At 74.1% G+C, this 26937-nt stretch carries 20 protein-coding genes; 14 read left to right on the plus strand and 6 right to left on the minus strand.

All coding sequences use genetic code 11. The annotated features are described in order from the left end of the window. Window positions 1–46: 46 nt before the first annotated feature. Complete coding sequence (gene pepN, locus AB0O19_RS08670; RefSeq protein ID WP_363618755.1) at window positions 47–2629, plus strand: aminopeptidase N; 2583 nt, start codon at window positions 47–49, stop codon at window positions 2627–2629. A gap of 141 nt (window positions 2630–2770) precedes the next feature. On the opposite strand, the gene AB0O19_RS08675 is transcribed toward pepN, so the two are convergent. Together AB0O19_RS08675 and malQ are read right to left on the minus strand one after the other, a co-directional pair. Continuing rightward, entirely contained in the window at window positions 2771–3004 is a 234-nt protein-coding gene (locus AB0O19_RS08675; RefSeq protein ID WP_079135908.1) for a hypothetical protein, read from the minus strand. 106 nt (window positions 3005–3110) lie between these two features. After that, entirely contained in the window at window positions 3111–5204 is a 2094-nt protein-coding gene (gene malQ, locus AB0O19_RS08680) for a 4-alpha-glucanotransferase (protein WP_363618846.1), read from the minus strand. A gap of 301 nt (window positions 5205–5505) precedes the next feature. On the opposite strand from malQ, the gene AB0O19_RS08685 reads away from it, so the two are divergent. Beyond that, entirely contained in the window at window positions 5506–9510 is a 4005-nt protein-coding gene (locus AB0O19_RS08685) for a beta-N-acetylglucosaminidase domain-containing protein (protein WP_363618756.1), read from the plus strand. Between the two features lie 112 nt (window positions 9511–9622). On the opposite strand, the gene AB0O19_RS08690 is transcribed toward AB0O19_RS08685, so the two are convergent. After that, window positions 9623–10267 (minus strand): HNH endonuclease, encoded by a 645-nt coding sequence (locus AB0O19_RS08690; RefSeq protein WP_363580364.1) that lies wholly within the window; start codon window positions 10265–10267, stop codon window positions 9623–9625. A gap of 436 nt (window positions 10268–10703) precedes the next feature. Between AB0O19_RS08690 and AB0O19_RS08695 the strand changes: the two genes are divergently transcribed. From AB0O19_RS08695 to AB0O19_RS08730, 8 genes are all read left to right on the plus strand, one after another. Next, window positions 10704–11885, plus strand: coding sequence for a mechanosensitive ion channel family protein (locus AB0O19_RS08695; protein WP_363618757.1), 1182 nt, complete (start codon window positions 10704–10706; stop codon window positions 11883–11885). 233 nt (window positions 11886–12118) lie between these two features. Further along, the gene (locus AB0O19_RS08700) at window positions 12119–13309 is read left to right on the plus strand and encodes an ROK family transcriptional regulator (protein ID WP_363580360.1); all 1191 of its coding nucleotides are present in this window, start codon (window positions 12119–12121) and stop codon (window positions 13307–13309) included. A 141-nt stretch (window positions 13310–13450) separates the two neighbouring features. Next, a complete protein-coding gene (locus AB0O19_RS08705) occupies window positions 13451–14806 on the plus strand; it encodes an ABC transporter substrate-binding protein (protein WP_363618758.1) in 1356 nt (451 codons plus the stop codon). Window positions 14807–14829: 23 nt separating this feature from the next. Continuing rightward, window positions 14830–15828: a sugar ABC transporter permease gene (locus AB0O19_RS08710; RefSeq protein WP_363618759.1), complete on the plus strand. Its 999-nt coding sequence runs from the start codon at window positions 14830–14832 to the stop codon at window positions 15826–15828. Window positions 15829–15869: 41 nt separating this feature from the next. Then, window positions 15870–16778, plus strand: a complete 909-nt coding sequence (locus AB0O19_RS08715; protein WP_363618760.1) for a carbohydrate ABC transporter permease — start codon at window positions 15870–15872, stop codon at window positions 16776–16778. Next, complete coding sequence (locus AB0O19_RS08720; protein WP_363618761.1) at window positions 16778–18067, plus strand: 6-phospho-beta-glucosidase; 1290 nt, start codon at window positions 16778–16780, stop codon at window positions 18065–18067. The genes AB0O19_RS08715 and AB0O19_RS08720 overlap by 1 nt, the downstream gene beginning before the upstream one ends. A 153-nt stretch (window positions 18068–18220) precedes the next feature. Continuing rightward, window positions 18221–19240, plus strand: coding sequence for a BadF/BadG/BcrA/BcrD ATPase family protein (locus AB0O19_RS08725; RefSeq protein WP_363618762.1), 1020 nt, complete (start codon window positions 18221–18223; stop codon window positions 19238–19240). 130 nt (window positions 19241–19370) lie between these two features. Beyond that, entirely contained in the window at window positions 19371–19952 is a 582-nt protein-coding gene (locus tag AB0O19_RS08730; protein WP_363618763.1) for a hypothetical protein, read from the plus strand. 132 nt (window positions 19953–20084) lie between these two features. On the opposite strand, the gene AB0O19_RS08735 is transcribed toward AB0O19_RS08730, so the two are convergent. After that, the gene (locus AB0O19_RS08735) at window positions 20085–20747 is read right to left on the minus strand and encodes a response regulator transcription factor (RefSeq protein ID WP_363618764.1); all 663 of its coding nucleotides are present in this window, start codon (window positions 20745–20747) and stop codon (window positions 20085–20087) included. Next, the gene (locus AB0O19_RS08740; RefSeq protein ID WP_363618765.1) at window positions 20744–21919 is read right to left on the minus strand and encodes a histidine kinase; all 1176 of its coding nucleotides are present in this window, start codon (window positions 21917–21919) and stop codon (window positions 20744–20746) included. The genes AB0O19_RS08735 and AB0O19_RS08740 overlap by 4 nt, the downstream gene beginning before the upstream one ends. Before the next feature lie 134 nt (window positions 21920–22053). Here AB0O19_RS08740 and AB0O19_RS08745 point away from each other — a divergent pair, with 134 nt between their 5' ends. Beyond that, window positions 22054–22968, plus strand: coding sequence for an ATP-binding cassette domain-containing protein (locus tag AB0O19_RS08745; RefSeq protein ID WP_363618766.1), 915 nt, complete (start codon window positions 22054–22056; stop codon window positions 22966–22968). After that, window positions 22965–23828 carry an ABC transporter permease gene (locus AB0O19_RS08750; RefSeq protein WP_363618767.1) on the plus strand — a complete coding sequence of 288 codons (864 nt, stop codon included), beginning with the start codon at window positions 22965–22967 and terminating at the stop codon, window positions 23826–23828. The genes AB0O19_RS08745 and AB0O19_RS08750 overlap by 4 nt, the downstream gene beginning before the upstream one ends. A 19-nt stretch (window positions 23829–23847) precedes the next feature. On the opposite strand, the gene AB0O19_RS08755 is transcribed toward AB0O19_RS08750, so the two are convergent. Then, window positions 23848–24615 (minus strand): tyrosine-protein phosphatase, encoded by a 768-nt coding sequence (locus AB0O19_RS08755; protein ID WP_363580338.1) that lies wholly within the window; start codon window positions 24613–24615, stop codon window positions 23848–23850. 262 nt (window positions 24616–24877) lie between these two features. Between AB0O19_RS08755 and AB0O19_RS08760 the strand changes: the two genes are divergently transcribed. Together AB0O19_RS08760 and AB0O19_RS08765 are read left to right on the plus strand one after the other, a co-directional pair. Further along, entirely contained in the window at window positions 24878–25693 is an 816-nt protein-coding gene (locus AB0O19_RS08760) for a GntR family transcriptional regulator (protein ID WP_363618768.1), read from the plus strand. A 99-nt stretch (window positions 25694–25792) separates the two neighbouring features. Then, window positions 25793–26908, plus strand: coding sequence for a helix-turn-helix domain-containing protein (locus AB0O19_RS08765; protein ID WP_363618769.1), 1116 nt, complete (start codon window positions 25793–25795; stop codon window positions 26906–26908). The last annotated feature ends 29 nt before the right edge of the window (window positions 26909–26937 follow it).

The raw sequence follows: 26937 nt of genomic DNA on the forward strand, positions 1-26937 counted from the left end.
GTCATGGGAGGATTCGCCCCATCAGCCTGACGAAGGAGTGCAGCGAGTGCCCGGCACCAACCTGACCCGCGAGGAGGCCCGCACCCGGGCCGACCTCCTCCACGTGGACGCGTACGACATCGAGCTCGACCTGAGTTCGGCCCGCGAAGGAGGCACCTTCCGGTCCACCACCGTGGTCCGGTTCACGGCCACGACCCCCGGCGCGGACACGTTCATCGACCTCGTCGCGCCGAGCGTCGAGGAGATCACCCTCAACGGCGCGCCGCTCGACCCGGAGAGCTTCGCCGACAGCCGGATCCCGCTGCCGAACCTGGCCGCCGAGAACGAGCTGCGCGTCGTCGCCAACTGCGCCTACACCAACACCGGTGAGGGCCTGCACCGGTTCGTCGACCCGGTCGACGGCGAGACCTACCTGTACACCCAGTTCGAGGTGCCGGACGCCCGCCGCGTCTTCGCCTCCTTCGAACAGCCCGACCTGAAGGCCGCGTTCGCGTTCACCGTGACCGCCCCCACCGGCTGGGTCGTGGTCTCCAACTCGCCCACCCCGACCCCGGTCGGCGAGGGCGCCTCGCAGGTCTGGACGTTCGAGCCCACCGGCCGGATCTCCACCTACATCACCGCGCTCGTCGCCGGCCCGTACGTCGGCGTCTTCGACACCTACGAGAACGGCGCGCAGAAGGTGCCGCTGGGCGTCTACTGCCGCCCCTCGCTGCGCGAGTTCCTGGACGCCGAGGACATCTTCGCCGTCACCAAGCAGGGCTTCGACTACTTCCAGGAGAAGTTCGACTTCCCCTACCCGTTCGCCAAGTACGACCAGCTGTTCGTCCCGGAGTTCAACGCCGGCGCGATGGAGAACGCGGGCGCCGTCACCCTGCGCGACCAGTACGTGTTCCGCTCCAAGGTCACCGACGCCGCCTACGAGGCCCGCGCGGCGACGATCCTGCACGAGCTCGCCCACATGTGGTTCGGCGACCTCGTCACCATGGAGTGGTGGAACGACCTCTGGCTCAACGAGTCCTTCGCCACCTTCGCCGAGGCCGTCTGCCAGGCCGAGGCCCCCGGCTCCAAGTGGCCGCACTCCTGGACCACGTTCGCCAACCAGATGAAGACCTGGGCCTACCGGCAGGACCAACTGCCCTCCACCCACCCGATCATGGCGGACATCAACGACCTGGAGGACGTCCAGGTCAACTTCGACGGCATCACCTACGCCAAGGGCGCCTCGGTGCTCAAGCAACTGGTGGCGTACGTCGGCCAGGACGCCTTCTTCCAGGGCGTGCAGGCCTACTTCAAGCGCCACGCCTGGGGCAACACCCGGCTCACCGACCTGCTCGGGGCCCTGGAGGAGGCCAGCGGCCGCGACCTGCGGACCTGGTCCCAGGCCTGGCTGGAGACCGCCGGCATCAACGTGCTGCGGCCCGCCATCACGCTGAACACCGACGGCGAGATCGAGTCCTTCGCCGTCCTCCAGGAGGCCCCCGCGCTGCCCGCCGGCGCCAAGGGCGAGGCCGTGCTGCGCCCGCACCGCATCGCCATCGGCCTGTACGAGCTCGCCGACGGCGCGCTGGTGCGCACCGACCGGATCGAGCTCGACGTCGACGGCCCGCGCACCGAGGTGCCCGAGCTCGCCGGCCGGCACCGCCCGGCCGTCGTGCTGCTCAACGACGACGACCTCTCGTACGCCAAGATCCGGCTCGACGAGGACTCGATGGCCGTCGTCACCGAGCACCTCGGCGGCTTCACCGAGTCGCTGCCGCGCGCCCTGTGCTGGGCCTCCGCCTGGGACATGACCCGCGACGGCGAACTCGCCGCCCGCGACTACCTGGCGCTCGCCCTCTCCGGCATCGGGCGGGAGAGCGACATCGGCGTCGTGCAGTCCGTGCAGCGCCAGGTCCGGCTCGCCCTCGACGCCTACACCGACCCCGACTGGCGCGAGCAGGGCCTCGCCCAGTGGGCCGCCGCCGCCGAGGAGCACCTGCGCGCCGCCGAGCCCGGCAGCGACCACCAGCTCTCCTGGGCCCGCACCCTCGCCTCCGTCGCCCGCACCGACGGGCAGCTCGGCCTGCTCGCCGGCCTGCTCGACGGCACCGCCGAGATCAAGGGCCTCGCCGTCGACACCGAGCTGCGCTGGACCCTGCTCACCCGGCTCTGCGCCACCGGGCGCGCCGACGAGGCCGCCGTGACGGCCGAGCTGGCCCGCGACAACACCGCGGCCGGCCAGGAGCACGCCGCCACCTGCCGCGCCGCCCGGCCCACCGCCGAGGCCAAGGCCGAGGCCTGGACCGCCGTCGTCGAGTCGGACACCCTCACCAACTACGTCCAGGAAGCGACCATCGCGGGCTTCCAGCAGTCCGACCAGCAGGAGCTGCTCGCGCCGTACGCGGCGAAGTACTTCGCCGCCGTCAAGGAGGTCTGGGAGACCCGCAGCCACGAGATCTCGCAGCAGATCATCGGCGGGCTGTACCCGGCCCTGCAGGTCACGCAGGCCACCGTGGACGCGACCGACGCGTGGCTGGCCGAGGCCGAGCCGGCCCCGGCGCTGCGGCGCCAGGTCGTCGAGGCCCGGGCCGGGATCGAGCGCGCGCTCAAGGCCCAGGCGGTCGACCGGGCGGCGGGCGCCGGGCGCTGACCTGCTGAGGCGCCTGTCAGGACCCCGACCGGGGTCCTGACAGGCTCCGTTGGGCGCCGTCAAGGTGCTGGAACGCCTGAAGGGGCACCGGAGATCTCCGGTGCCCCTTCGGGGTCGTGCAGGTCCTGGTGGACGCGGTGGTTACTTCTTCTTGCCCTTGCCCTTGCCGTACGGCAGGCCCGCGAGGGCGGCGATGATCACGAAGGCGGCGATCGGGATCAGCACGTACAGGCCGATGGTCTGGCCGACGCTCAGGCCAGGACCCGGGTCGTCGCCGTCGTCCCTGGTGAGGGCCATGGCGGGCGACGACAGCAGCATCATCAGCGTGACCGTTGCGGAGACCGCGCCGGCTCGCAAAGCGTTCCTCTTGTCCACGTTTCCAACTTACCCGCCGCTTATGACCCCCCGCGCGTCGGGGTCGGCCTTCCGGAAGGGGGCCGTCCGCGGTGCCGGGATCAGGCGCCGGGGCCGCACGGCGGGGTCAGACGGCGGGGTGGGCGCCGGGCGGGGCCAGCAGGTGGGCGAGCAGGCGGGCGGCCGGGGTGGCGGCCAGCCGGTCGAGGGTGACCGGGTCGCCGGCGCCGTCGGCGACCGGCAGGCGCCAGTTCGGGTACTGGTCCCAGGTGCCGGGCAGGTTCTGCGGGCGCGGATCGCCGACCAGATCCGGCAGCCAGACGCCGACCAGCTCCGCCGGGGTCGCGCGCAGGAAGCGGTACAGCACCGGCATCGACAGCGGCTCGCCCGGCGCGAGCAGCCCCCGCGCGGTCAGCTCGGCCCGCCAGTCCGCCAGCTCGGCCACCGCCTCCTCCTGCTCCTCGCCCAGCGGACGGGCCAGCAGCCCGAGCCGGTGCCGCAGCTCGACGTGCTCGCCGGAGAGCCGGGCGGCGGTGCTCGGCAGGTCGTGGGTGGTGAGGGTGGCCAGGCAACCCGGGCGCCAGCGGTCCGGGGCGAGGATCTCCCCCGCCCCCTGCCAGTCCCGCTCGAACCAGAGCACGGAGGTGCCGAGGATCCCGCGCGCCGCCAGCTCCTCCCGGACGCCCGGCTCCACCGTGCCCAGGTCCTCGCCGATCACCGCCGTCCCGGCCCGGTACGCCTCCAGGGCCAGCACGCCGAGCATCGCCTCGGCGTCGTAGCGGACGTACGCGCCCTCGGTCGGCGGGTGGCCGTCCGGCACCCACCAGAGCCGGAACAGGCCCATCACGTGGTCGATCCGGACCGCGCCCGCGTGCCGGGCCGCCGCGCGCAGCAGCTCCGCGTACGGGGTGTAGCCGGCCGCCGCCAGCGCGTCCGGGCGCCAGGGCGGCAGGCCCCAGTCCTGGCCGTGGGCGTTGAAGGCGTCCGGCGGGGCGCCGACGGAGATGCCGCCGGCCAGCACGTCCTGGAGCGCCCAGGCGTCCGCGCCGTCCGGGTGGACGCCGACGGCCAGGTCGTGGATCAGGCCGACCGGCATGCCGGCCTGCCGGGCCGCGCGCTGGGCCTCCGCGAGCTGCTGGTCGACCTGCCAGGCGAGCCAGCGGTGGAACTCGACCCGGTCGGCGAGCTCCCGGGAGGCGTGCCCCACCTGTGGGCCGTCCGGGTGACGCAGCCCCTTCGGCCAACCGTGCCAGTCGGCGCCGTGCACCTCGGCGAGCGCGTTCCACAGCGCGTGCCGGCGCAGCCAGTCGCCCTCGCGGCGCTGGTAGGCCTCGTACGCGGCCTGGCGGCCGGGGCCGCGCGGCACCTCGTACAGCAGTTCCAGCGCCTCGCGCTTGAGCGCCCAGACGGCGTCCCGGTCGATCAGGCCGTCGTGCCCCAGCACCTCGTCGCGCAGCCGGGCGGCCCGGCGGCCCAGCTCCTCCGCCTCGGCGCGCTGGTCGCCCGTCAGATAGGCGTACTCGGGGACGGCCTCGACCCGCAGGTGCACCGGATCGGCGAAGCGGCGGGAGGAGGGGCGGTAGGGGGACGGGTCGGTGGGGGCGGCGGGCGCGGCGGGCAGCGCCTGGTGCAGCGGGTTGATCTGGACGAAGCCCGCGCCGAGGCCGGCGCCCGCCCACTGGGCCAGCTCGGCGAGGTCGCCGAGGTCGCCCATGCCCCAGGAGCGGTCGGACAGGACGGAGTACAGCTGGGCGAGGAAGCCCCAGCTGTAGCCGGGCAGCGGGGGCAGCTTCTCCGGTGCGACGATCAGCGCCGCCTGGGCCTTGCCCTCCCCGCTCTCCGCCCTGAGCACGTGCCGCCCGAGCGGCAGGTCCGGCGGCAGCCAGTGCGAGTGGCCGCGCGGCAGCTCCCACACCCCGCCGTCCTCCAGCTCCACGTGCAGCCGCGCGTCGGCCGGCACGTCCAGCGCCGTCCGACGCCCTTGACAGACCACCACGCAGGGCGGCAGCAACCGGGCTTGCTGCGCGGCCCGGTGACGATCCAGCGCCTCGCGCGCCTGCTCCGGCGTCCCCGCCGCCACCCCCAGGGCCGCCAGCACCGCGACCAACGTGCGCGCCCCCACGGTCACACCCCCCGGCCCGGGGTACCGGGTGTCCACCCCGTACGCCTGCGCCAGCGCCACCAGTTCGGGCGGTGGCGGCGGCGCGTCCTGCGTCGGCACCCTCAGCCCGTCGGCTCCGTCACGGTCGAGATAAGCGGCCACTCGCGGCTCCTGCGATGTCTCGGCAACGCCTGGTCAGGACGACCACAGTCCTACCCGGGTGACGGCCCGACGACGCTGCGCGACACGACCGCGCGGGTGGATCGGCCTGCCGGCCGGGGGCTGCCGCGACCCCGGACCGAATTCTCGAACCGGGGCAGACCAGGCATAGCGGGCGGCCGCGTTGACACCGGGTTGGGTAGCTGGTGGGGTTGCGGCGATGTGGTCCAGGCCTGGCGAGGAGGCTCCTGTGGAAGCCCGAGTGTCCGTTGTGGCCGGGCGGCGGCTGCGGCAGCGGTTGGAGCGGAGTGCGGCGTTGCGGGAGGTGCTGCACCACCCGGCGGCGCTGGCGGCGCGGCGGGCCACGGCGCGGACGTGCCGTCAACTGGCGCCCAGGACGGCGGACCGGCTGATCGCCGGTCTCAAGGGGACGGAACCGCTGCTGGCGTCGGGGCGGGCGGAGCGGGCCCGGCGGGCGTCGGGGCGGCCGGGGCGGCGGACGCTGCAGATCGCGGCGGGGGTCGCGGCGGCGGCGGTGGTCGGCGGGCTGCTGGCCGGGCCGGTGCCGTCGGCGGCGTACGCGGCGTCGGCGGGGCCGGACGTGGTGAGCAGCGCGCCGCAGACGCCGCTGGGGAGCATGACGAACCCGCAGGTGTTCCCGCGCCCGCAGGAGCAGACGGTGGCCGGCAAGCCGGTCGCGGTGCCGGCCGCGGTGACGCTGGTGCCGGCGCCGGACGCGGACCTGGGGGCGTTGGACGCCGTCCGGGAGGTGCTGGAGATCGCCGGGGCGACGACCGTGACCCCGGAGCCGGACGCCGACGCGCCGGCCGCCGGGTCGCTGGTGGTGTACGTCGGCGGACCGGCCGAGGCCGCCGGCGGCGGGACGGACCGGACGCTGCGCGCGCTGTCCGCCGCGGCCGGCGGCAAGGACGGCGCCGCCCCCTCGACCGCGGGCATGCCGGCCGGGGGGTACGTGCTGTCGGTCGGTCAGCTGCCGGCCCGGGGCGGCGGGACGTACGGCGCGGTGGTGCTGGCGGGCGCGGACGCGGCGGGCACCTTCTACGCCGTGCAGAGCCTGCGCCAGCTGCTCGCCGCCGTCCCGGCCGGGCAGGGGCAGGCGCCGGGCGCCGCCGGGCTGGGCCTGCCCGGGATCACGCTGCGGGACTGGCCGAGCGGCGCGCCGGTGCGCGGCACCGCGGAGGCGTTCTACGGCAGCCCGTGGACCGCGCAGCAGCGGCTCGACCAGGTGGACTTCCTCGGCCGCTCCAAGCAGAACTTCTACCTCTACGCCCCCGGTGACGACCCGTTCCGGCTCTCCCGCTGGCGCGACGCCTACCCCGCCGCCCAGGCCGACGAGCTGCGCGAACTGGGCGCCGCGGCCCGGCGCAACCACGTCACGCTCGGCTACGCGATCGACCCGGGGCAGTCCCTCTGCTTCAGCTCCGGCAAGGACGTGAACGCGCTGGTGGCCAAGCTGGACGGGCTGCGCAAGCTCGGCTTCACCGCCTTCCAGCTCCAGTTCCTGGACGTCAGCTACGACGAGTGGCACTGCGGCGACGACCGCGACACCTACGGCACCGGCCCGGCCGCGGCCGCCAAGGCGCAGGCCGCGCTGGTGACCAAGGTGCGGGACCGGCTGATTGCGCGCAACCCGGGCCTGGCGCCGCTGTCCGTGGTGCCCACCGAGTACCACAAGCAGGGCGTCACGCCGTACCGCAAGGCGCTGGCCGCGGCGCTGCCGGACGGCGTGCAGGTGGCCTGGAGCGGGGGCGGGGTGATCCCGGAGAAGATCACCGGCGACCAGGCCGCCGAGACCGGCGACCTGTACGGCCACCCGCTGGTCACCATGGACAACTACCCGGTCAACGACGCCAGCCCGGACCGGCTCTTCCTCGGCGCCTACACCGGGCGCGAACCGGAGGTGGCCACCCGCTCGGCGGTGATGCTCACCGGTGCCATGCAGCAGCCGGTGGCCTCCCGGATCGCCCTCGCCACGGCCGGCGACTTCGCCTGGAACCCGGCCGGCTACCGGCCGGAGGACTCCTGGCAGGCCGCGGTGCGCTCGCTCGCCGGCCCGACCGGTGCCGGCAGCACGCCCGCCGGCACCGCCCTGTCCGCGGTCACCGCGCTGGCCGGCAACAGCTCCTCCTCGCCGCTGTCCAAGCAGGAGTCCGGCTACCTGACGCCGCTGCTCGACCGGTTCTGGGCCGCCGCCGAGCCCACCTCGGGCACCGCGTCGGACCTCGCCAAGCTGATAGAGGCCGCCGCGCCCCTGCGGGACGCCTTCGCCGCGATGGCCACCGCCCAGCAGACCCTCGCCGGCACCCAGGCCACCGCCCAGCTCGCCGCCGAGGCCGCGCCCTGGCTCGCCCCGCTGCACGACTACGGGCTGGCCGGGCAGTCCGCGCTGGACATGCTGCTGGCCCAGCACGGCGGCGACGGCGCGGCCGCCTGGAAGGCCCGGGTGGAGCTCAACCGGCTGCGCGAGCAGCTCGCGCAGAACCCGGCCACGATCGGCGCGGGCGTGCTCGACCCGTTCCTGGAGCGGGCCGTCGGGGCCGCCGACAACTGGGCCGGGGTGGCCGGAGGCGGGATCACCCCGACCACCACCATGGGCACCGCGCACGACCACCTGCCCGCGCTGATGACCGACGGCGTGGCCGACACGTTCTACTGGAGCTCCGCTCCCCCGCAACCCGGCGACGCGGTCGGCGTCGACCTCGGCGGCGGGCGCCCGGTCGGCGCCGTCACCGTGCTGATGGGCTCCTGGGGCAACGGGCCGGACGGCCGGAGCGCGGTCGACGACTACCTCCACGACGGCGTGCTGGAGTACAGCACCGGCGAGGGCGGCTGGAAGCAGCTCGCCGTGGTCAAGAACCAGAAGTCGGTCAGCGCCAAGCTGCCGGCCGGCTCGGTGGTGCGGGCCGTGCGGCTGCGGGCCACCGCCGCCCAGAAGACCGCCGTCGCGGTGCGCGAGTTCACCGTCACCGCGCCCGACGACGCCCCCGCCAGCGTCACCGGCGGCCCCGCCGCGCTGCCCGGCTCCTCGGCGTCCGCGGTGCTGGACGGCAATCCGGACACCGCGTACCGGGCCGCCAAGGCGCCCACCGCGCAGGACGAGCCGCTCACCGTCGAACTGGGCGCCGCCCGCCCGCTCGACCGGCTCACCGTGCTCACCGACCCGGGCGTGCACGCCACCGCCACCGTCTCGGTGCGCCGCTCGGACGGCGGCTGGGCGGACATCGGCACCGTGCAGCCCGGCTACAACGAACTGCCGGCCGGCGGGCAGGCCGCCGACGCGTTCCGGCTGACCTGGAAGCCGGGCGGCGACCCGCCGGTGGTCAACCAGGTGATCCCCTGGTACGCGGACGTCCCGGCGGCCCGGCTCAGCCTGTCCGACCCGACCCTGGACGTGGTGGCCGGCGCCGCCGCGCCCGCCCAGGCCCGGGCCACCGTCGAGGCCGGCCGCCCCGAGGGGACCAGCGGCGAGCTGCGCACCGAGGTGCCGGCCGCGGCCAAGGGCCTGACCGTGACCCCGGCGGCCGGGGTGACCGTGCCGCGCGGCGGCCGCATCGGCGTGCCGCTGCTGGTCAGCGCCGCTCCCGGGACGCCGTTCGGGACGTACCAGGTGCCGGTGGAGTTCGTGGCCGGCGCCACCACCGTGAAGCAGGTGCTCCAGGTGCACGTGGTGCCGCCGACCAGCGGTCCGGACCTGGCGCTCGGCGCGAAGGCCTCCTCCTCGGGCGACGAGACGCCGAACTTCCCCGCCTCGGCGGTCACCGACGGTGACCCGAAGACCCGCTGGTCCTCCCCCGCCAAGGACGACGCCTGGGTGCAGCTGGAACTGCCGCAGGCGACCCACCTGGGCGCGGCGGTGCTGCACTGGCAGGCCGCGTACGCCGCCGCCTACAGGCTCCAGGTCTCGGCGGACGGCACCACCTGGACCGACGCGGCGACGGTGGACAACGGCAAGGGCGGCGACGAGACCGTGCGCTTCGACGCGCCGGACGCCCGGTTCCTCCGGGTGCAGGGCGTGGCCCGGGCCAACAAGTACGGCTACTCGCTGTGGGGCGTCGAGCTGTACGCCGTCACCCCGCCCGCCCCGTCGCAGCCGCCGGCCGTCCCCCCGGCCCAGCCGGGCGGCGGCACCACCACCGCGCCCACGGCCCCGACCACGGCCCCGACCGCTCCGAGCACCCCGGCCACGTCCCCGGCCACACCCCCGGCGGGCGGGACGACGGGCGGGACGACGCCGCCGAAGCAGTAGCCGCCGCCTCCCCCGCCGGACAACGCGGCGGGCCGCCGTGCTCCCCGGTGGGGGGCGCGGCGGCCCATGAGGCGTACCGACGGTATGACGGGCTGGCCCTTGTGGAGCGGGGTCAGGCGGAGAGCGGTTCGGGCTGCTCACCGCGGCGGACGGGGGCGGAGTGGGCCGAGTGCGCCCGGCCGAGCGGGACGGGGAGGCCCTGCTCGGTATGGTCGTGGTGCTCGTACTCGCCCCACTGCGGGGCGCGCAGCTGGTCGGAGCCGCCGTACGGCTCCAGGTAGGGGCGCCAGCGCGGGTCCTTGATGCCGGTGCCGATGATCCGCCAGGCGAGGCCGCTGGGCGGGGCCGGTGGGCGCTTCATCCGCCAGCCGAGTTCGGTGAGGTGGCGGTCGGCCTTGGTGTGGTTGCAGCGGCGGCAGGCCGCCACCACGTTGTCCCACCGGTGCTGGCCGCCCCGGCTGCGCGGGATGACGTGGTCGACGCTGGTGGCGGCGGCCCCGCAGTAGACGCAGCGGCCGTGGTCACGGGCGAACAGCGCCCGGCGGGTGAGCGGGACGGGCCCGCAGAACGGGACCCGGACGAAGCGGGTCAGGCGGACGACGGACGGCGCCGGGAGGGCGCTGGTGGCGCTGTGCAGAGTGACTTCCGAGTCCTCCAGGCTGACCGCCTTGTGGTTGAGGACCAGGATGAGTGCGCGGCGCATCGATACGACGCCGAGTGGCTCGTAGGACGCGTTGAGGACCAGGACATGCGGCACGGATGCCTCCTTGGACGCCTGCGGCGCGTGGCTCGCGCCGGGACGAGCGGTTGGATCGCACAACTGGTGCGCGATCTCCCCCAGTGTCGCCTTACGCCTTTGTACGGCGCCACCACTCCTGTGTAACGGACCTGGTGTGAACTTCGGGTGTGGCCTCTGTCATAGCCGGTATGCCCTGGGGAAGGTCGGGTTGCACCCGGGTGCCCCCGGGGTGCCGCCCGTGGCCCTCCCGGGGGAGCGCTCGGCCGGTCGGAGCAGCGGTCGACCCCGTCGTCCGGGGGAGCGCACCGGTGCGCTGACGGGGCGTTCGTGTTGCTCCGTACGCCCTTCGGCGTGTCCGGTCGGGTGTTCGGCGCCGGTTAGGCTGAGGCGGACGGTCCGCGGGCCGCGTGCCGCGGCGCGGGCCCGCCACCACCCCTTGCAGGAAGGCCCGCACGTGTTCCGCTCCGGCGCCACCGGTATCGCCGACGCGTCCTCGACGCTCTCCACTCCGACACCGGCGCCCAGCCCGACCGCGCCGCAGCTGCCGCAGCTGGACCTGAGAATCCCAACCAGCGCGCAGGAGGTCAGCGACACCACCAAGCAGGCCGCCAGCTGGTTCGACACGCACTGGCAGGGCTGGCTGGCCGGCGGGGTGCGGATCGTCTTCATCGTGCTGCTGGCCCTGGTGCTGCGCGCCGTGGTGCGCAAGCTGATCACCCAGCTGATCACGCGGATGGCGCGCTCGCACGACCACCACGAGGAGAGCCGGCTCGGCGGGCTGCTGGCCAACACCGGGGTGGTGAACCCGGAGCGGCGCCAGCAGCGGTCGGAGGCGATCGGCTCGGTGCTGCGCAGCGTGGCGTCGTTCTCCATCCTGGGCACGGCCGCGCTGATGGTGCTGTCCGCGCTGGGCGTGAACCTGGCGCCGCTGCTGGCCAGCGCCGGTGTGGCCGGTGTGGCGATCGGTTTCGGCGCCCGCAACCTGGTGACGGACTTCCTCTCCGGGGTCTTCATGATCATGGAGGACCAGTACGGCGTCGGCGACGAGATCGACACCGGAGTGGCCGCCGGCACGGTGCTGGAGGTCGGCCTGCGGGTGACCAAGCTGCGCGGGGCCAACGGCGAGATCTGGTACATCCGCAACGGCGAGGTGAAGCGGATCGCCAACATGAGCCAGGGCTGGTCGACCGCCTCGGTGGACGTGCAGGTCGGGTACAAGGAGGACCTGCTGCGGGTCGAGGACCTGATCCAGGAGACGGCCGAGGCGCTGTCCAAGGAGTCGCCGTACGACGAGCTGGTCTGGGCGCCGGTGTCCGTCCTGGGCGTGGAGTCGGTCGCGGCGGACTCGGTGATGGTGCGGATCGAGGCGCGGACCGCGCCGGGCAAGGCGCCGGCGGTGTCCCGGGCGCTGCGCCAGCGCCTGAAGACGGCCTTCGACCAGGCCGGGATCAAGGTCAAGGAGGAGGCCGCGCCGGTGGCCGCCGCGGCGACGGCGGCCCCCGCGACCGGGGTGGTGATCTCCCCCACGACCGAGCCGGCACCGCCGTCCGCGCTGTCCGACCCGACCTCGCCCCGGTACCGGGCGACCGAGCCGATACCGGCGCCGAGGCCGGCCGACGACCTCGCCAAGCCGTAGGGCCCCAGGCCCGGGCAGCACGAAGCCCCGTTCCCAAGACCCCTGGGAACGGGGCTTCGTGCTGCCCGGTAACGCTTCGGCATCCTCCGGGCCACGGACCATTGACACCCCGCTGACGGGGCCCGTACGGTCCTTCCCAAGCGACTGGAAACTTTCCTAACAGTTCGGCTCCCCGAACCGGCGGGTTCACCCTCGTCGCTCCCCCCACCAGCCGGAAGAGGAGGATTTCGCGCGTGACCAAGACCACCGCCAAGGCCCCCCTCGCCGGCACCCCCAGCCTGCTGCGCGCCATCAACGACCGCGCCGCCCTCGAACTGCTGCTGGAGAACGGCCCGCTCTCCCGCACCCAGATCGGCACCCTGACCGGCCTCTCCAAGCCCACCGCCTCCCAGCTGCTGGCCCGCCTGGAGGCGGCCGGACTGGTCCTGCCGGTCGGCACCACCGCCGGCGGCCCCGGCCCCAACGCGCAGCTGTACGAGGTGAATCCGGCCGCCGGCCACGTCGCCGGGCTGGACGTCACCAACAGCGAGATCAGAGTCGCCGTCGCCGACATCACCGGCTCCACGCTGGCCGAGCACGCCGTGCCGACCAAGGGCGTGCCGGCCGCCGAGACCGTCGCCAAGGTCGCCGCCGCCGTCGCCGAGACCGTCCGCGCCGCCGGACTGGCCGCGGGCAGCCTGCGCACCGCCGCGATCGGCGTCGGCGGCGCCCCCGACCCGGTCACCGGCAAGCTGCGCTACGCCTCCCACCTGCCCGGCTGGCACTCGCCGCGGCTGGTCGAGGAGCTGTCCGAGGCGATCGGCGCGCCCGTGTCGATCGAGAACGACGTGAACCTCGCCGCCGTCGCCGAACAGGCCTCCGGCGCGGCGCGGGGCTCCGAGGACTTCGTCCTGCTCTGGGCCGGTGCGGGCACCGGCGCCGCGATCGTCATCGCCGGCCGGCTGCACCGCGGTTTCACCGGCGGCGCCGGGGAGGTCGGCTACATGCCGGTGCCCGGCTCACCGGTCGCGCGGGACGTGCGCCGCCGCAAGTTCGGCGGGTTCCAGGAGCTGGTCGGCACACCCGCCGTCCGGACCCTGGCCCGCGAACACGGGCTCGGCGCGCCCACCGCCGAGGAGTCGATCGCCAAGGCCCTGGAGACCCCGGGCGCCGGCGACGCCTTCCTCGTCGAACTGGCCGGCCGGCTCGCCGTCGGACTGGCCGCGATCGTCGCCGTCGTCGACCCCCAGCTGGTGGTCCTCTCCGGCGCGGTGCCCACCGCGGGCGGCGAACGCCTGCGCGCCCTCGTCGAGGACGAACTGGCCAGGCTCTCCATCGCCCGGCCCGAGGTCCGCAGCAGTGCCCTGCCCGGCTCGCCCGTCCTGCTCGGCGCCCTGCAACGCGCGCTGGCGGACGCCCGCGAGGCGGTCTTCTCCACCCACTGACAGCCACCCACAGACGCCCACCCACCGACGCTCCCCGGTCGCCCGTCACCCCGCACGCACCCTGCACCCACCTCTCCCAACCCCCGAACGCGGGCCCCGAGGCAATGACGCCTGCCCGCGCACCCCCAGGAGGACCTCGAAGTGCACTCCACCACCTCCCGCAGAGGCCGTCGCACGATCGCCGCCGTCACCGGCACCGCCGTCCTGGCCCTGCTCGCCACCGCCTGCACCGGCAGCAGCGAGAGCAGCGGCAGCGACGACTCGGCCAGCGGCAAGGACGTCACCATCACCTTCTGGCACGGCTGGAGCCAGGACAACGAGGTGAAGGCGATCAACGACAACATCGCCGCCTTCGAGAAGGCCCACCCCAACATCCACGTCAAGGCCGTGGACAACATCGCGGACGACAAGGTCAACCAGGCACTGCGGGCCGGCGGCGACGACGCGCCGGACGTGGTCTCCTCCTTCACCACCAACAACGTCGGCATGTTCTGTTCGACCAAGGCGTTCACCGACCTCAAGCCACTGCTGCAGAAGAGCGGCATCGACCCGGTCAAGACCTTCCCGGCCGCGATGCTCAACTACACGCAGTTCCAGGGCAACCAGTGCTCGCTGCCGCTGCTCGGCGACGCCTACGGCCTCTACTACAACAAGAAGGCCTTCGCCGACGCGGGCATCGCCAACCCGCCGAAGACCTTCAGCGAGTTCGCCGAGGACGCCAAGAGGCTGACCCTCGCGGACGGCGACGGCTACAAGCAGCTCGGCTTCATGCCGCTGTACCACGGCTACGAGTCGACCACCGAGCACTTCCTGGGCCAGTACGGCCCGACCTACTTCGGTGCCGACGGCAAGTCGAACATCGCCACCGACCCGAAGGTCGCCGCGATGCTCAAGTGGCAGAAGGGCATGGTCGACCAGCTCGGCGGCTACACCAAGCTGGAGAAGTACCGCGCCACCTTCGGCGAGGAGTTCAGCGCCAAGAACCCCTTCCTCACCGGCCAGGTCGCGATGGCCATCGACGGCGAGTGGCGCACCGCCGCCCTCGCCGAGAACAAGCCCGACTTCGACTGGGCCACCGCCGCGTTCCCCGTCCCGGACGACCAGGCCGACACCTACGGCCGCGGCTACCAGACCGGCACCATCGTCGGCATCGCCAGCAGCAGCAAGAAGCAGGCCGCGGCCTGGGAGCTGGTCAAGTACCTGACCACCGACACCGACGCGGTGGTCAGCTTCGCCAACGCGATCCACAACGTGCCCAGCACCTTCGACGCGCTCAACTCGCCGAAGCTGACGAACGACCCGAACTTCAAGACCTTCATCGACGTCGCCAAGAACCAGCACTCGGGCACCACCCCGGCGGCCGTCAACGGCAGCGGCTACATCGCCTCCCTGCAGAACCTCGGCTACGACTACGAGTCCGGCAAGCAGCCCGATCTCGCGGCCGGCCTCGCGGCCACCGCCAAGGAGATCGACGCCGCCATCGCCCAGGCGAAGTAGCGGAAACGGTCCACGGAGCTCCCATGTCACTCGCGTTCGGCACCCGCAAGGGCACCGGATCGACCGACCCGGCGGCGCCCTCCACGCAGCACCTGCTGCGCCGGAAGCGCCGCCGGGAGGCGGCCCGCAACCTCGCCTTCCTCTCCCCCTGGCTGATCGGCTTCGGCGTCTTCTTCCTGTACCCGCTGATCTCCACCGTCTACTTCTCCTTCACCAAGTACAACGGCTTCGGTGCCCCCGCCTTCAGCGGCCTGAAGAACTGGGACTACGTCTTCAACGACCTCCCGGCGTTCTGGCAGGGCCTGCGCAACACCGTGTGGCTGGTCTTCATCATGGTGAGCCTGCGGGTCGCCTTCGGCCTCGGCATCGGCCTGCTCATCACCAAGGTCAAGACCGGCGTCGGCTTCTTCCGCACCGCGTTCTACCTGCCGTACCTGGCACCGCCGGTGGCCGCCACCGTCGCCTTCGCGTTCCTGCTCAACCCCGGCACCGGCCCGGTCAACCACTTCCTCGGCGAGCTCGGCCTCCCGCAGCCCGGCTGGTTCGCCAGCGCCGACTGGTCCAAGCCCGCGCTCACCATGCTCGCCATGTGGGGCATCGGCGACCTGATGGTCATCTTCATGGCCTCGCTGCTCGACGTCCCCAAGGAGCAGTACGAGGCCGCCGAACTGGACGGCGCCGGACCCTTCCAGCGGTTCCGGTACGTCACGCTGCCGAACATCTCGCCGATCATCATGTTCGCCGTGGTCACCGGCGTCATCCAGACCATGCAGTACTACACCCAGGCGATCGTCGCCGGGAAGGTCGCCGGCGGCATCGCGGGCAACTCCGGCCAGCAGTTCGAGCCCGGCTTCCCGCAGGGCTCCACCTGGACCCTGCCGCAGATGGTCTACAACCTCGGCTTCCAGCGCTTCAACTACGGCGCGGCGTGCGTCGTCGCACTGGTGCTGTTCGCCATCTCGATGGCCGTCACCTCGCTCCTGCTCCGCCGCAAGTCCGGCTTCATGGCGAGCGACGACTAGTCCGTGTGCTGCGGACCCAGCGGACCGATGAGGACCCGATCATGACTCTCAGCTCCACACTCACCAAGGCGCCCGCCCCGGCCGGCACCTCCCGCGCCTCCGGCCCGGCCGCCCGGGCGGCCCGCCGCCGCGCGGTGCTCAACTGGGTGGCCGTGCACTCGCTGGCCATCGCCGCCGCCCTGTTCTTCCTGCTGCCGTTCGTCTTCGCCTTCCTCACCTCGGTGATGACCGACCAGCAGGCGCTCACCACCGACTACTGGCCCACCTCCTGGCAGTGGGGCAACTACGGCAAGGTCTGGGACACCCCCGGCTTCCTCACCTGGTGGCGCAACACCCTGCTCTACGCGGGCCTCGGCACCGCGCTGACCATCGTCTCCAGCCTGCCGGTCGCCTACGCGCTCGCCAAGTTCCGCTTCCGGGGCCGCAACCTGGCGCTGATGGCCGTCATCGCCATGATGATGCTCCCGCCGCAGGTCACCGTCATCCCGATGTACCTGTTCTGGGCCAAGCAGCTCGGCCTCGGCGGCTCGCTCTGGCCGCTCATCATCCCGATGGCCTTCGGCGACGCGTTCTCGATCTTCCTGCTGCGCCAGTTCCTGCTGACCATCCCCAAGGAGTACATCGAGGCCGCCCGCATCGACGGCTGCGGCGACCTGCGCACCCTGCTGAAGGTCGTGCTGCCGATGGCCAAGCCGGCCATCGCCGCCGTCGCCCTGTTCCAGTTCTTCTACTGCTGGAACGACTACTTCGGCCCGCAGATCTACGCCAGCAACAACCACGAGGCCTGGACGCTCTCGTACGGCCTGGAGTCGTTCAAGGGCGCCCACCACACCAACTGGAACCTCACCATGGCCGCCACCCTCCTCGTGATGGCACCGGTGATCATCCTCTTCTTCTTCGCACAGAAGGCCTTCATCGAAGGCGTGACACTGACAGGGGTCAAGGGCTGATGTCCGCACTCAAGTTGGCAATCGTCGGCGGCGGTTCGACGTACACCCCGGAGCTGATCGACGGCTTCGCCCGGCTCCGCGACACCCTGCCGATCGGTGAGCTGGTGCTCGTCGACCCGGCCGCCGACCGGCTGGAGCTGATCGGCGGGCTCGCCCGGCGGATCTTCGCCAAGCAGGGGCACGGTGCCATCGTCACCACCACCGTCGACGTCGAGGCCGGTGTCGCCGACGCCGACGCCGTGCTGCTGCAACTGCGCGTCGGCGGGCAGGCCGCCCGCAACCGGGACGAGACCTGGCCGCTGGAGTGCGGCTGCGTCGGCCAGGAGACCACCGGCGCAGGCGGCCTCGCCAAGGCGCTGCGCACCGTCCCGGTCGTCCTCGACATCGCCGAGAAGGTCCGGCGCGCCAACCCGGACGCCTGGATCGTCGACTTCACCAACCCCGTCGGCATCGTCACCCGCGCGCTGCGCAACGCCGGCCACAAGGCCGTCGGCCTGTGCAACGTCGCCATCGGCTTCCAGCGCAAGTTCGCGACCCACCTCGGCGTCGACCCGGAACTGGTCCGGCTCGACCACGTCGGCCTCAACCACCTCACCTGGGAGCGCGGCGTCACCCTGCTCGACGCCCCGGGATCGGCGACGGGCCGGGAGGTGCTGCCGGAGCTGCTCGCCGCGCACGGCAAGGCCATCGCCGAGGACCTGCACCTGCCGCAGCCCGTCATCGAGCGGCTCGGCGTCGTGCCGTCCTACTACCTGCGCTACTTCTACCAGCACGACGCCGTCGTCGAGGAACTCAGGGTGCAGGGCTCGCGGGCCGCCCAGGTCGCCGAGATCGAGCGGCAGCTGCTGGAGATGTACGCCGACCCGGCCCTCGACACCAAGCCGGAACTCCTCGGCCAGCGCGGCGGCGCGTTCTACTCCGAGGCGGCGGTCCAGCTGATCGCCGCGCTGCTCGGCACCGGCGGCGGGACGTCCGTGCAGGTCGTCAACGCGCCGAACAACGGCGTGCTGCCGTTCCTGCCCGACGACGCCGTCATCGAGGTCCCGGCCGAGGTCGACGCGAACGGCGTCCGGCCGCTCCCCCAGCGGGCCGTCGAGCCGCTGTACGCCGGCCTCATCGCCGCCGTCACCGCGTACGAGCACCTCGCCCTCGACGCCGCCCTGCACGGCGGCCGCGACCGGGTCTTCGACGCCCTGCTCGCCCACCCGCTGGTCGGCCAGCTCGAACTCGCCGACCAGCTCACCGATCGGCTGCTCGCCCACAACCGCGAGCACCTCGCCTGGGCCTGACGGCCCGGGGCCCGGCTTCGCACCCGGGCCCCGTCCGGAAAGCAGCCCGGCCCGCGATATGAGGGTGTCGCGGGCCGGGCACTGCGAGGAGACCGATCACCCCCGGCCGGGGACAACGCCACGGCCGGGCCACGTACGAGCCGCGGGGACCTGATGACCCACCAGCCCGAACCGATCCTGCCCGGCGTCCTCGCCATCGACGCCGGCAACTCCAAGACCGACGTCGCCCTGATCGGCGCCGACGGCACCGTCCACGGCACCGCCCGCGGCGGCGGCTTCGCACCCCAGAAGATCGGCGGCGCCGCCGCCGTCGCCGGCCTCGCCCCGCTCGTCGAGCAGGCCGCCGCCGCGGCCGGCCACCCCGCCTGGAGCGGCGTCCTCACCAGCCACGTCAGCGCCTGCCTGGCCAACGCCGACCTGCCCGTCGAGGAGGAGGCCCTGCGCGCCGCACTGGAATCCCACCCCTGGGGCGCCAGCAACACCGTCGTCAACGACACCTTCGGCCTGCTGCGGGCCGGCACCGACGGCCCGCGCGGCGTCGCCGTCGTCTGCGGCGCCGGCATCAACTGCGTGGGCCTGCTGCCCGACGGCCGCACCGCCCGCTTCCCCGCCCTCGGCGAGCTCACCGGCGACTGGGGCGGCGGCGGGGGCCTGGCCGTCACCAGCATGTGGCACGCCGTCCGCCACGAGGACGGCCGCGGCGGCCCCACCGGGCTCTCCCGCGCCATCGCCGAGCACTTCGGCCTGCCCAGCGCCGGCGCCGTCGCCGAGGCCGTCCACCTCGGGCACCTGCCGACCAGCCGGCTGCACGAGATCGTCCGGGTGCTGTTCGCCGTCGCGGAGCAGGGCGACGAGGTCGCCCTGGGGATGATCGACCGCCAGGCCGACGAGATCGTCCGGCTCGCCGTCGTCGCCCTGCGGCGGCTGGAACTGCTCGACGCACGGACCCCGCTGGTGCTCGGCGGCGGCGTGATCGCCTCCCGGCAGCCGCTGCTGCTCGACAACCTGACCGCCCGTCTGGCCGAGGCCGCGCCGCTCGCCGAACCGCGGGTCGTCGTCGCGCCGCCCGTCCTGGGCGCGGCGCTGCTCGGACTCGACCACCTCGGGGCGGGCCCCGAGGCCCAGTCCCGGCTGCGCGAGGCGTACGAGGCGCAGCGGCCCGTCGCCGCCTGACCGTTACGCCGCCCCTCAAGACTCCCGCCGCCGCCGGATCCGCACATCCGGCGGCGGCGGGAACCACAGCCCGTGCACCAGTCGTGTACCTGCGTGACGAGTTCCGCCGCTGTCCGGGGAGACTAGTGCCATGGCCGTGCCCCGAACCCTCCTCGCCGCGCTGCTCTGCTGTACCGCCGCAGCCGCCCTCGCCGCCTGCACTCCCGCCGACTCCGCGCCCACCGTCGCCGCCGCCTCCGCCGCGGCCGCCGCCGACGGGGCGTACGACGACGACGAGGACGACCTGCTGGGCGACGACCTCGCCGACCCCGAGCCCAGCATGGACACCTCCCCCGTCCCCACCGCCGACTGCGCCACCCCGACCCCGACCGAACGCCCCGGACACACCGTCCTCGTGGTCCTCGCCACCGAGGACGGCGACGTCACCGCCCAGCCCGCCCGCTACTCCTGCGACGAGGCCCGCTACGAAGGGATGGGGACGCCGGCCCGCTACGGCTTCGCGACCGCCGGGGTCGAGGCCACGCTCGTCGACCGCCCGCACGGCGACCCGACCAGAACCGTCCGGCTGGAGGACGTGCTCGGGCACCTGGAGGACTGCCTGGCCGAGCACGAACCCGACGACGCGCCGTACGGGTGCTACGGCAACGTGTACGACGTGGTGCTGGACTCGCACGGGCGGATCATGCGGATCGGGGAGCTGGTCGAACCGTGATCCCGCCGTGGACCGGCTGGGCTCGGGACCGGGCCAGGATCGGCCCGGGACCGGGTCGGAACTGACTCAAGATCGGCTCAGGACCGGCTCGGGACCGGGTCAGAATCGGCTCGGGCCCGGCCCGGGACCGGCTCAGGACGGGGCGACGAGGCCGAACTCGTAAGCCTGGATGACCAGGTGGACCCGGTCCCGGGCGTCCAGCTTGGTGAACAGCCGGGCCACGTGCGCCTTGGCGGTGGCCACGCTGATGGTCAGCTCCTCGGCGATCTCGCCGTTGGACAGCCCGCGGCCGACCAGCGTCAGCACCTCGCGCTCACGGTCGGTGATCCCGTCGACCGTCGCCCGGCCGGACCGGGCGGCGGTGGGCTGCGGGCGGGCGGCGAACTCGCCGATCAGCCGGCGGGTGATGCTCGGCGCGATCAGGGCGTCCCCGGCGGCGACCACCCGGACGCCGTCGAGGATGGTCTCCAGGGCGAGGTCCTTGACCAGGAAGCCGGCCGCCCCGGCCCGCAGCGCGCCGTACACGTAGTCGTCGTCGTCGAAGGTGGTGAGGACGAGGACGTGGGTGGGCAGGCCGGGGTCGGCGGTGATCCGGCGGGTGGCCTCGATGCCGTCCATGCCGGGCATCCGGATGTCCATCACGGCGACGTCGGGGCGCAGCCGGCCGACCAGTTCCACCGCCTCGGCGCCGTTGCCGGCCTCGCCGACGACCTCCAGGTCCGGGGTGTCGGCGATGAGCACGCGCAGACCGGTGCGGATGAGCGGCTGGTCGTCGACCAGGACGACACGGATCACGGGGAGACCTCCACGGGGAGCGGCAGTCGGGCGGCGACCTGGAAGCCGCCCGCGGGGCGCGGGCCGGCGCTGAACTCGCCGTGCAGCAGGCCGACCCGCTCGCGCATGCCGGCGATGCCGTAACCGGAACCGGCGGACGGCCCGGCGGCTCCGGCGCCGAGGTCGACGACGGTGACGGCGACCTCCCCGGGGCCGTAGTCGACGGTGACCCGGCAGTCCCGGGTGCCGGAGTGCCTGACCACGTTGGTGACCGCCTCCTGCACGATGCGGTAGGCGGCGAGGTCCACCTCGGGCGGCAGCGGGCGGGGCTCTCCGAGGCGGGTGAGCGCGACCCGCACGCCCGCGCCGGCCGTCTGCTCGACCAGCCGGTCCAGCTCGCCCAGCCCCGGGGCGACCTCCATCGGCGCGGACTCCGGTTCGCCCTGGCGCAGCGCGCCGAGCATCCGGCGCAGCCCGGCCAGGGTCTCCCGGCTGGTCGCCTCGATGGCGTTCAGCGCGTTGCGGGTCTCGGCGGGCTGGGTGTCCATGACCCGGCTGCCCATCCCGGCCTGGATCGCGATGATGCCGATGCTGTGGGCGACCATGTCGTGCAACTCGCGGGCGATCCGCAGCCGTTCGGCGGTGATCGCCTGCTCGGTGGCGCGGCTGCGCAGGGCCTCGGCGTGCACGCGGTTCTGCCGGACGGTGTTGCCGACCAGCCAGGCGATCGCGGCGGTCGAGGCGAACGCGGCCTGGGCGACGAAGTCGGTGTGGTAGTCGTTCGCCACCCGCCAGACCGCCAGGACGGCCACCATGGCGACCGGCATCGCGGCGGCGCACAGCGACACGGCCCGGGAGCGGGTGGCCGTGCAGTAGCCGATCGCCACCTCGGCGAGCAGCAGTTGCACCACGGCCGTCTCCTGGATCCGCATGCCGATCGTGAAGACGCACGCCGCCAGCGGGATCGCCACCGCCAGCAGCGGCAGCCGGACCAGCAGCGACGCCATCAGGATCGTGACCACCGCGGTGACCAGCAACGGCATGTCCTCGAAGTTGCCGTTGTAGCGGAACAGGTGGGCCAGCTCGTCGCTCCGCTGGAAGCCGCGGAACGTGATGACGGCCACCCAGAACGCCGCCACCCAGACGCCCGGCGGCAGGCGCCTGAGCAGGGGCGGACGAGGGTCGGTGATCATCGCCCGATGGTAACGGCGGCCCGCGCGGCGGCACATCGGCCCGAGGGCGTAATCCCCCGGGCCAGTGCGGCGGCCGGCGGTTGTGGCCCGCGGCCCGATGCCCGGCCGGGGCCCCGGACGGCACCGTTGTCCCCGTGATCGAGATCGAGCGACTGACCAAGCGGTACGGCGCCACCACGGCCGTCGACCAGTTGACCTTCACCGTCCGGCCGGGCACCGTCACCGGCTTCCTCGGCCCCAACGGCGCCGGCAAGTCCACCACGCTGCGGATGATCCTGGGACTGCACACCCCGACCGGGGGGTCCGTCACGGTGGACGGCGCGCCCTTCGCGGACCGGCCGCGCGGACTGCGCCACGTCGGCGCCCTGCTGGACGCCCAGGACGTGCACGGCGGGCGCAGCGCCCGAGCCCACCTGTCGGCGCTCGCCCGCAGCAACCGCATCCCGCTCCGGCGGGTGGACGAGGTGCTCGCCGAGGTCGGCCTCGGCAAGGCCGCCGGTCGCCGGATCGGCGGCTACTCGCTGGGCATGAAGCAGCGGCTCGGCATCGCCGGCGCGCTTCTCGGCGACCCGCCGGTGCTGCTGTTCGACGAGCCGCTCAACGGCCTCGACCCGGAGGGCGTGCTGTGGGTGCGCGGCCTGTTCCGCCGCCTCGCCGAGGAGGGACGGACGGTCTTCGTCTCCAGCCACATGATGGCCGAGATGGAGCACACCGCCGACCGGCTGGTGGTGATCGGCCGGGGCCGGCTGATCGCCGACGAGAGCCTGGCGGAGTTCTCCGCCCGCAACGCCGTCACCAGCGTGGCCGTCCGGACGCCCGAACTGCCTTCGCTCGCCGAGGTGTTGCGGGCCGAAGGGGCGGCCGTACGGCAGGCGCAGGAGCCGGACGGCGCGGTGGTGACCGGGCTGCCCGCGGCCCGGATCGGCGAACTCGCCCTGCGGCACGGCCTGGTGCTGCACGAGCTCGCCACCCGTACCTCGTCCCTGGAGTCGGCGTTCATGTCCCTGACCGCCGACAGCGTCGAATACCCGGCAGGAGATGCCCGATGAGTACCGCCGCCCTCGCCCCCGCCCGCCCCCTCACCCGCCCGGCCGAACCGCGGCCCCGGTTCGGCGACCTGCTCGCCGCCGAGTGGATCAAACTGCGCTCGCTGCGGTCCACGTACTGGGTGCTGGCGCTCGCCTCGCTGGCCGCGATCGTGGTCAACCTGAACGCCGTCCACACCGACCTCACCTACATCGACCACCCCCGCCCGCCGGTGCCCGGCTTCCCGCCGTACCGGTACGACCCGCTCTTCCACGGCCTCAGCAGCATCTCCGGCGCCCTGATGGCCGTCGCGGCCGGCAGCCTCGGCGCGATCACCGTGTTCGGCGAGTACACCACCGGCATGATCCGCACCACCTTCGCCGCGGTGCCCGACCGGCGGGGCGTGGCCGTGGCCAAGGTGGTGCTGATCGCCGGCCTCACCTCGCTCGCCGGGGCGGTGGTGTCCGCGGTGTCCTTCTTCGGCAGCAACGCCATGCTGGCCTCCCGGCACGCCGGGCTCTCCATCACCGACGAGGGCTGCCTGCGGGCCGTCCTCGGCTACGCGGCGATCGTGCCCGTCTGCGCGCTGATCGGGATGGCCCTCGGCGCCCTGCTGCGGCACGCCACCGCTTCGATCGTCTCGCTGGTCATGCTGCTGTTCATCGTGCCGATGCTGTTCGGCGGCGACCGCTACCGCTGGCTGAAGGAGATCGGCAACCACCTGCCGCTCGCCGCCGAGGGGAGGCTGACGATCAACCCCAACTCCTCGACGACGATGGGCAAGTACGCGCCGAGCGTGCTCGACTCCTGGATCACCCTGGGCGCCTGGGCGGCCGTCGCGCTGGCGGCGACGGTGGTCCTGATGCGGCGGCGGGACGTCTGAGCCCGACGGAAGCCGGGTGTCAGACGGCCGAGGCCGCCGCGGCGGCCGCCTTGGCGCGGAAGGCGCCGAGGGTGGCGGCGGGGACGCCGCAGGCCGGGAGGAAGGCCTCGGCGCCGCCGTGGCGGGTGCGGACGCGGTCGAGGAAGACGGCCATGGCCTCCGCCGGGGCGTCGAGGAGCGGGGCGGGGATGGTGAGTTCGCGGCCCTCGGAGTCGGTGACCCGGGCGCCGCGGGCGTTGAGCGCGGTGCGGTGGCGCTCGGAGAGGCCGGCGAAGATCTGCGGCAGGGCGTCGGCGGTGCGGGCGTAGTCGGCGACGATCCGCTCGGCGGGCACGCCGAGGAGGTCCAGCAGCAGGGCGGTCAGCAGGCCGGTGCGGTCCTTGCCGGCGGCGCAGTGCAGGAGGACGGCGCCCGGGCGGGCGGCGGCCTCGACGGCGGCGGTGACGGCCTCGGGCGCGGACTCGGCCAGCAGCACGTAGTAGTCGCCGAGGTCGGCGGCGGTGGCCATGGTGCGCATCCGGGCGGCGAGGCCGTCGCCGGTGGGGTTCACCGGGGCGGCGACGACGGCTATCCCGGCGGCCTCGGCCGCGGCCCAGTCGGCGGGGTCGGTCTCACGGGTGTCGCGCAGGTCGACGATGGTGCGGATGTCGCAGGCGCGCAGCTGGGCGACGGTGGCCTCGTCGGCGGCCGGGAACGGCTGGGCGGAGCGGTACAGCACGCCGGGGCGGATCCGCCGGCCCTCGGGGTCGCCGAGGACGGCGGAGTCGCGGAAGTTGACCAGGGACATGCGCGGGGCCTTTCGGTGGGGCCGTGGGGAGGGGCCGGGCATCCAGACGTGCATCAAGACATCTAGATGTCTAGTCCCTCCCCGGGGTGCGGGGCAAACCACGGCCACCCGCACCCCTCCATCCCACCCCCGCCGACCGGTCCCGTCGACCGGAGGGAGGGGACGGGTGGGCAGGCTGTGGGCCCGGCCGTGGGCGGGCTGCGCCCCCTGCCTTGGGCAGGCTGCGGGCGGCTGCGGGCTCGGGGTTCGTAGGATCGGGCGTGTGGCGACGAACCCTCCCAGCACCCCGCTCTACCGACGGCTGGCCCGGCGGCTCCAGGAACGGATCGACGCCGGCGCGTACCCGGCGGGCGCCCGGCTGCCGAGCGAGCCCGAGCTGAGCGCCGAGTTCGGGGTGAACCGGCTGACCGTCCGGCAGGCGGTGGCGGAGCTGGAGCGGGCCGCCGTGGTGGAGATCCGGCGGGGCGTGGGCACGTTCGTCCGCCCGCCGGCCGTCCGCGTCTCGATCGCGGTGGACCCGCGCAGCCAGCGCTTCGACCTGGGCAGCGTGCACGCCGCGCTCCCCGACACCGGCGACGGCGAGTTCGTGCTGGGCACCCCGCCGGTGGCCGGGTCGGCGGAGGACGAGGAGGCGGCCCGGCAGCTGGGCCGGGCGCCGGCCGAGCTGTCCCGGGTGGACACGGTGATCCGGCTCGGCGGGCGGGCCCGGGCCGCGTGCAGCTACTGGGTGCCGTTCGGCCCGCTGCCGGACGCCCTGGTGCGGCCCGGCCGGCCCGGGAACCTGGTGCTGGACCTGGCCCGCGCGGCCGGGGTGGAGCTGGAGTACGACTGGCGGGCGTTCGGCGCGATCGGCGCGGATCTGGCCGACGCCGAGCTGCTGGGCGTCCCGCCGGGCACCCCGCTGCTGGTCCGCGAGGGGGTCAGCTGCACCCCGGACGGTGCCCCGGCGCTGTACGTCCGGCGGCGGATCGACGGCAGCAGCGCGCGCTTCGTCCTGAACTTCCGCGAGCCCCGGCCGGAGCCCCCTGCCGACCCTGCGGCCGACCTGCCGCCCGGACCTCCGTCCGGCCCGCGATAGCACCAGGTCAGCCGCCCACCCCGCACCGTTCGGCGTCGTATCGATCCTGCTAAAGTTCCGCGCCGGATCATCACGCGTCACGGGGGGCGGAGTACCGCGGTGTCCGAGGGGACCGAGCACGACATACCCACCGAACTCGCCGAGGCCTACCTCGGGCTGCTCGCCGACGCCTCCCGCACCGGGAGGCTGCTGCGCCGGGACGAACTGGAGTGCCTGCGCACGCTGGGCGAGCACTGCGCCGAGGCCGGGTACGGGCTGCGCGACGTCGTCGCGCACTGCCTGGCGGCCACCCGGCGGGCCTGGCAGACGCTGCCGGGCATCACGGCGGCGGGCGGCACCGGGGAACTGCGCCGGATCGGCGACGCCGTGCTCGCGGCGACCGAGGCCGCACTGGCCGCGCTCGGCGAGGGACACGAGCGCGCGCAGCGCATGGCCGTGCGCCAACAGGAGTCCGCGCGGCGCGAGTTCATCGACGACCTGCTGTACGGCCGCAGCGACCTGGGCCTGCTGGCGGAGCGCGCCGAGCGGTTCGGGCTGCGGCTGGCGGGCGCGTACGCGGTGGCGGTGGCCGTCGGCGACACGCCGTACGCGGACGTCCACCCGCTGGTGCACCGGGTGGAACGGGAGCTGGTCGGGCGGTTCGGCGAGCGGGACGTCCTGCTCGCCGGCAAGGACGGCCGGCTGGTGTGCATCGCCCCGGACACCGAACGCGCCCTCCTGGAGGCCTTCGCCGACCTGGCGCTGCGCCCCGGCCCCGGCTACCGCCCGGTGCTGCGGGTGGCCACCGGGCGCCGGCACTCGGGGGCCAGCGGGGTGCTGCGCAGCTACGAGGAGGCGCTGGGCGCGCTGGACTACGCGGACCGGCTGGACCTGCCGGCGCGGCAGCTGAAGGCCGAGGAACTGCTGGTCTTCCCCGTGCTGATGCGCGACCGGGCGGCGATGGCCGACCTGGTGCGCAGCGTGCTGGGCCCGCTGACCGAGGCGCGCGGCGGCGCCCGCCCCCTGCTGGACACCATCGCGGTGCAGGCGGAGGCCGCGTACGTGAACGCGGAGGCGGCCCGGCGGCTGGGGCTGAGCGTGCGCACGCTCGGCTACCGGCTGGAGCGGATCAAGGCGCTGACCGGCTACGACCCGTCGGACGCCCTGCAACGGTTCACCCTGGAGACGGCGGCGATGGGGGCCCGGTTGCTGAACTGGCCGGAGCAGCCGCTGTAGGCGGCGGCCAAACGCCCCCCGGGCGGTGC

Origin of the sequence: Kitasatospora sp. NPDC091276 (assembly GCF_040684355.1) — a bacterium.
Classification (GTDB): domain Bacteria; phylum Actinomycetota; class Actinomycetes; order Streptomycetales; family Streptomycetaceae; genus Kitasatospora.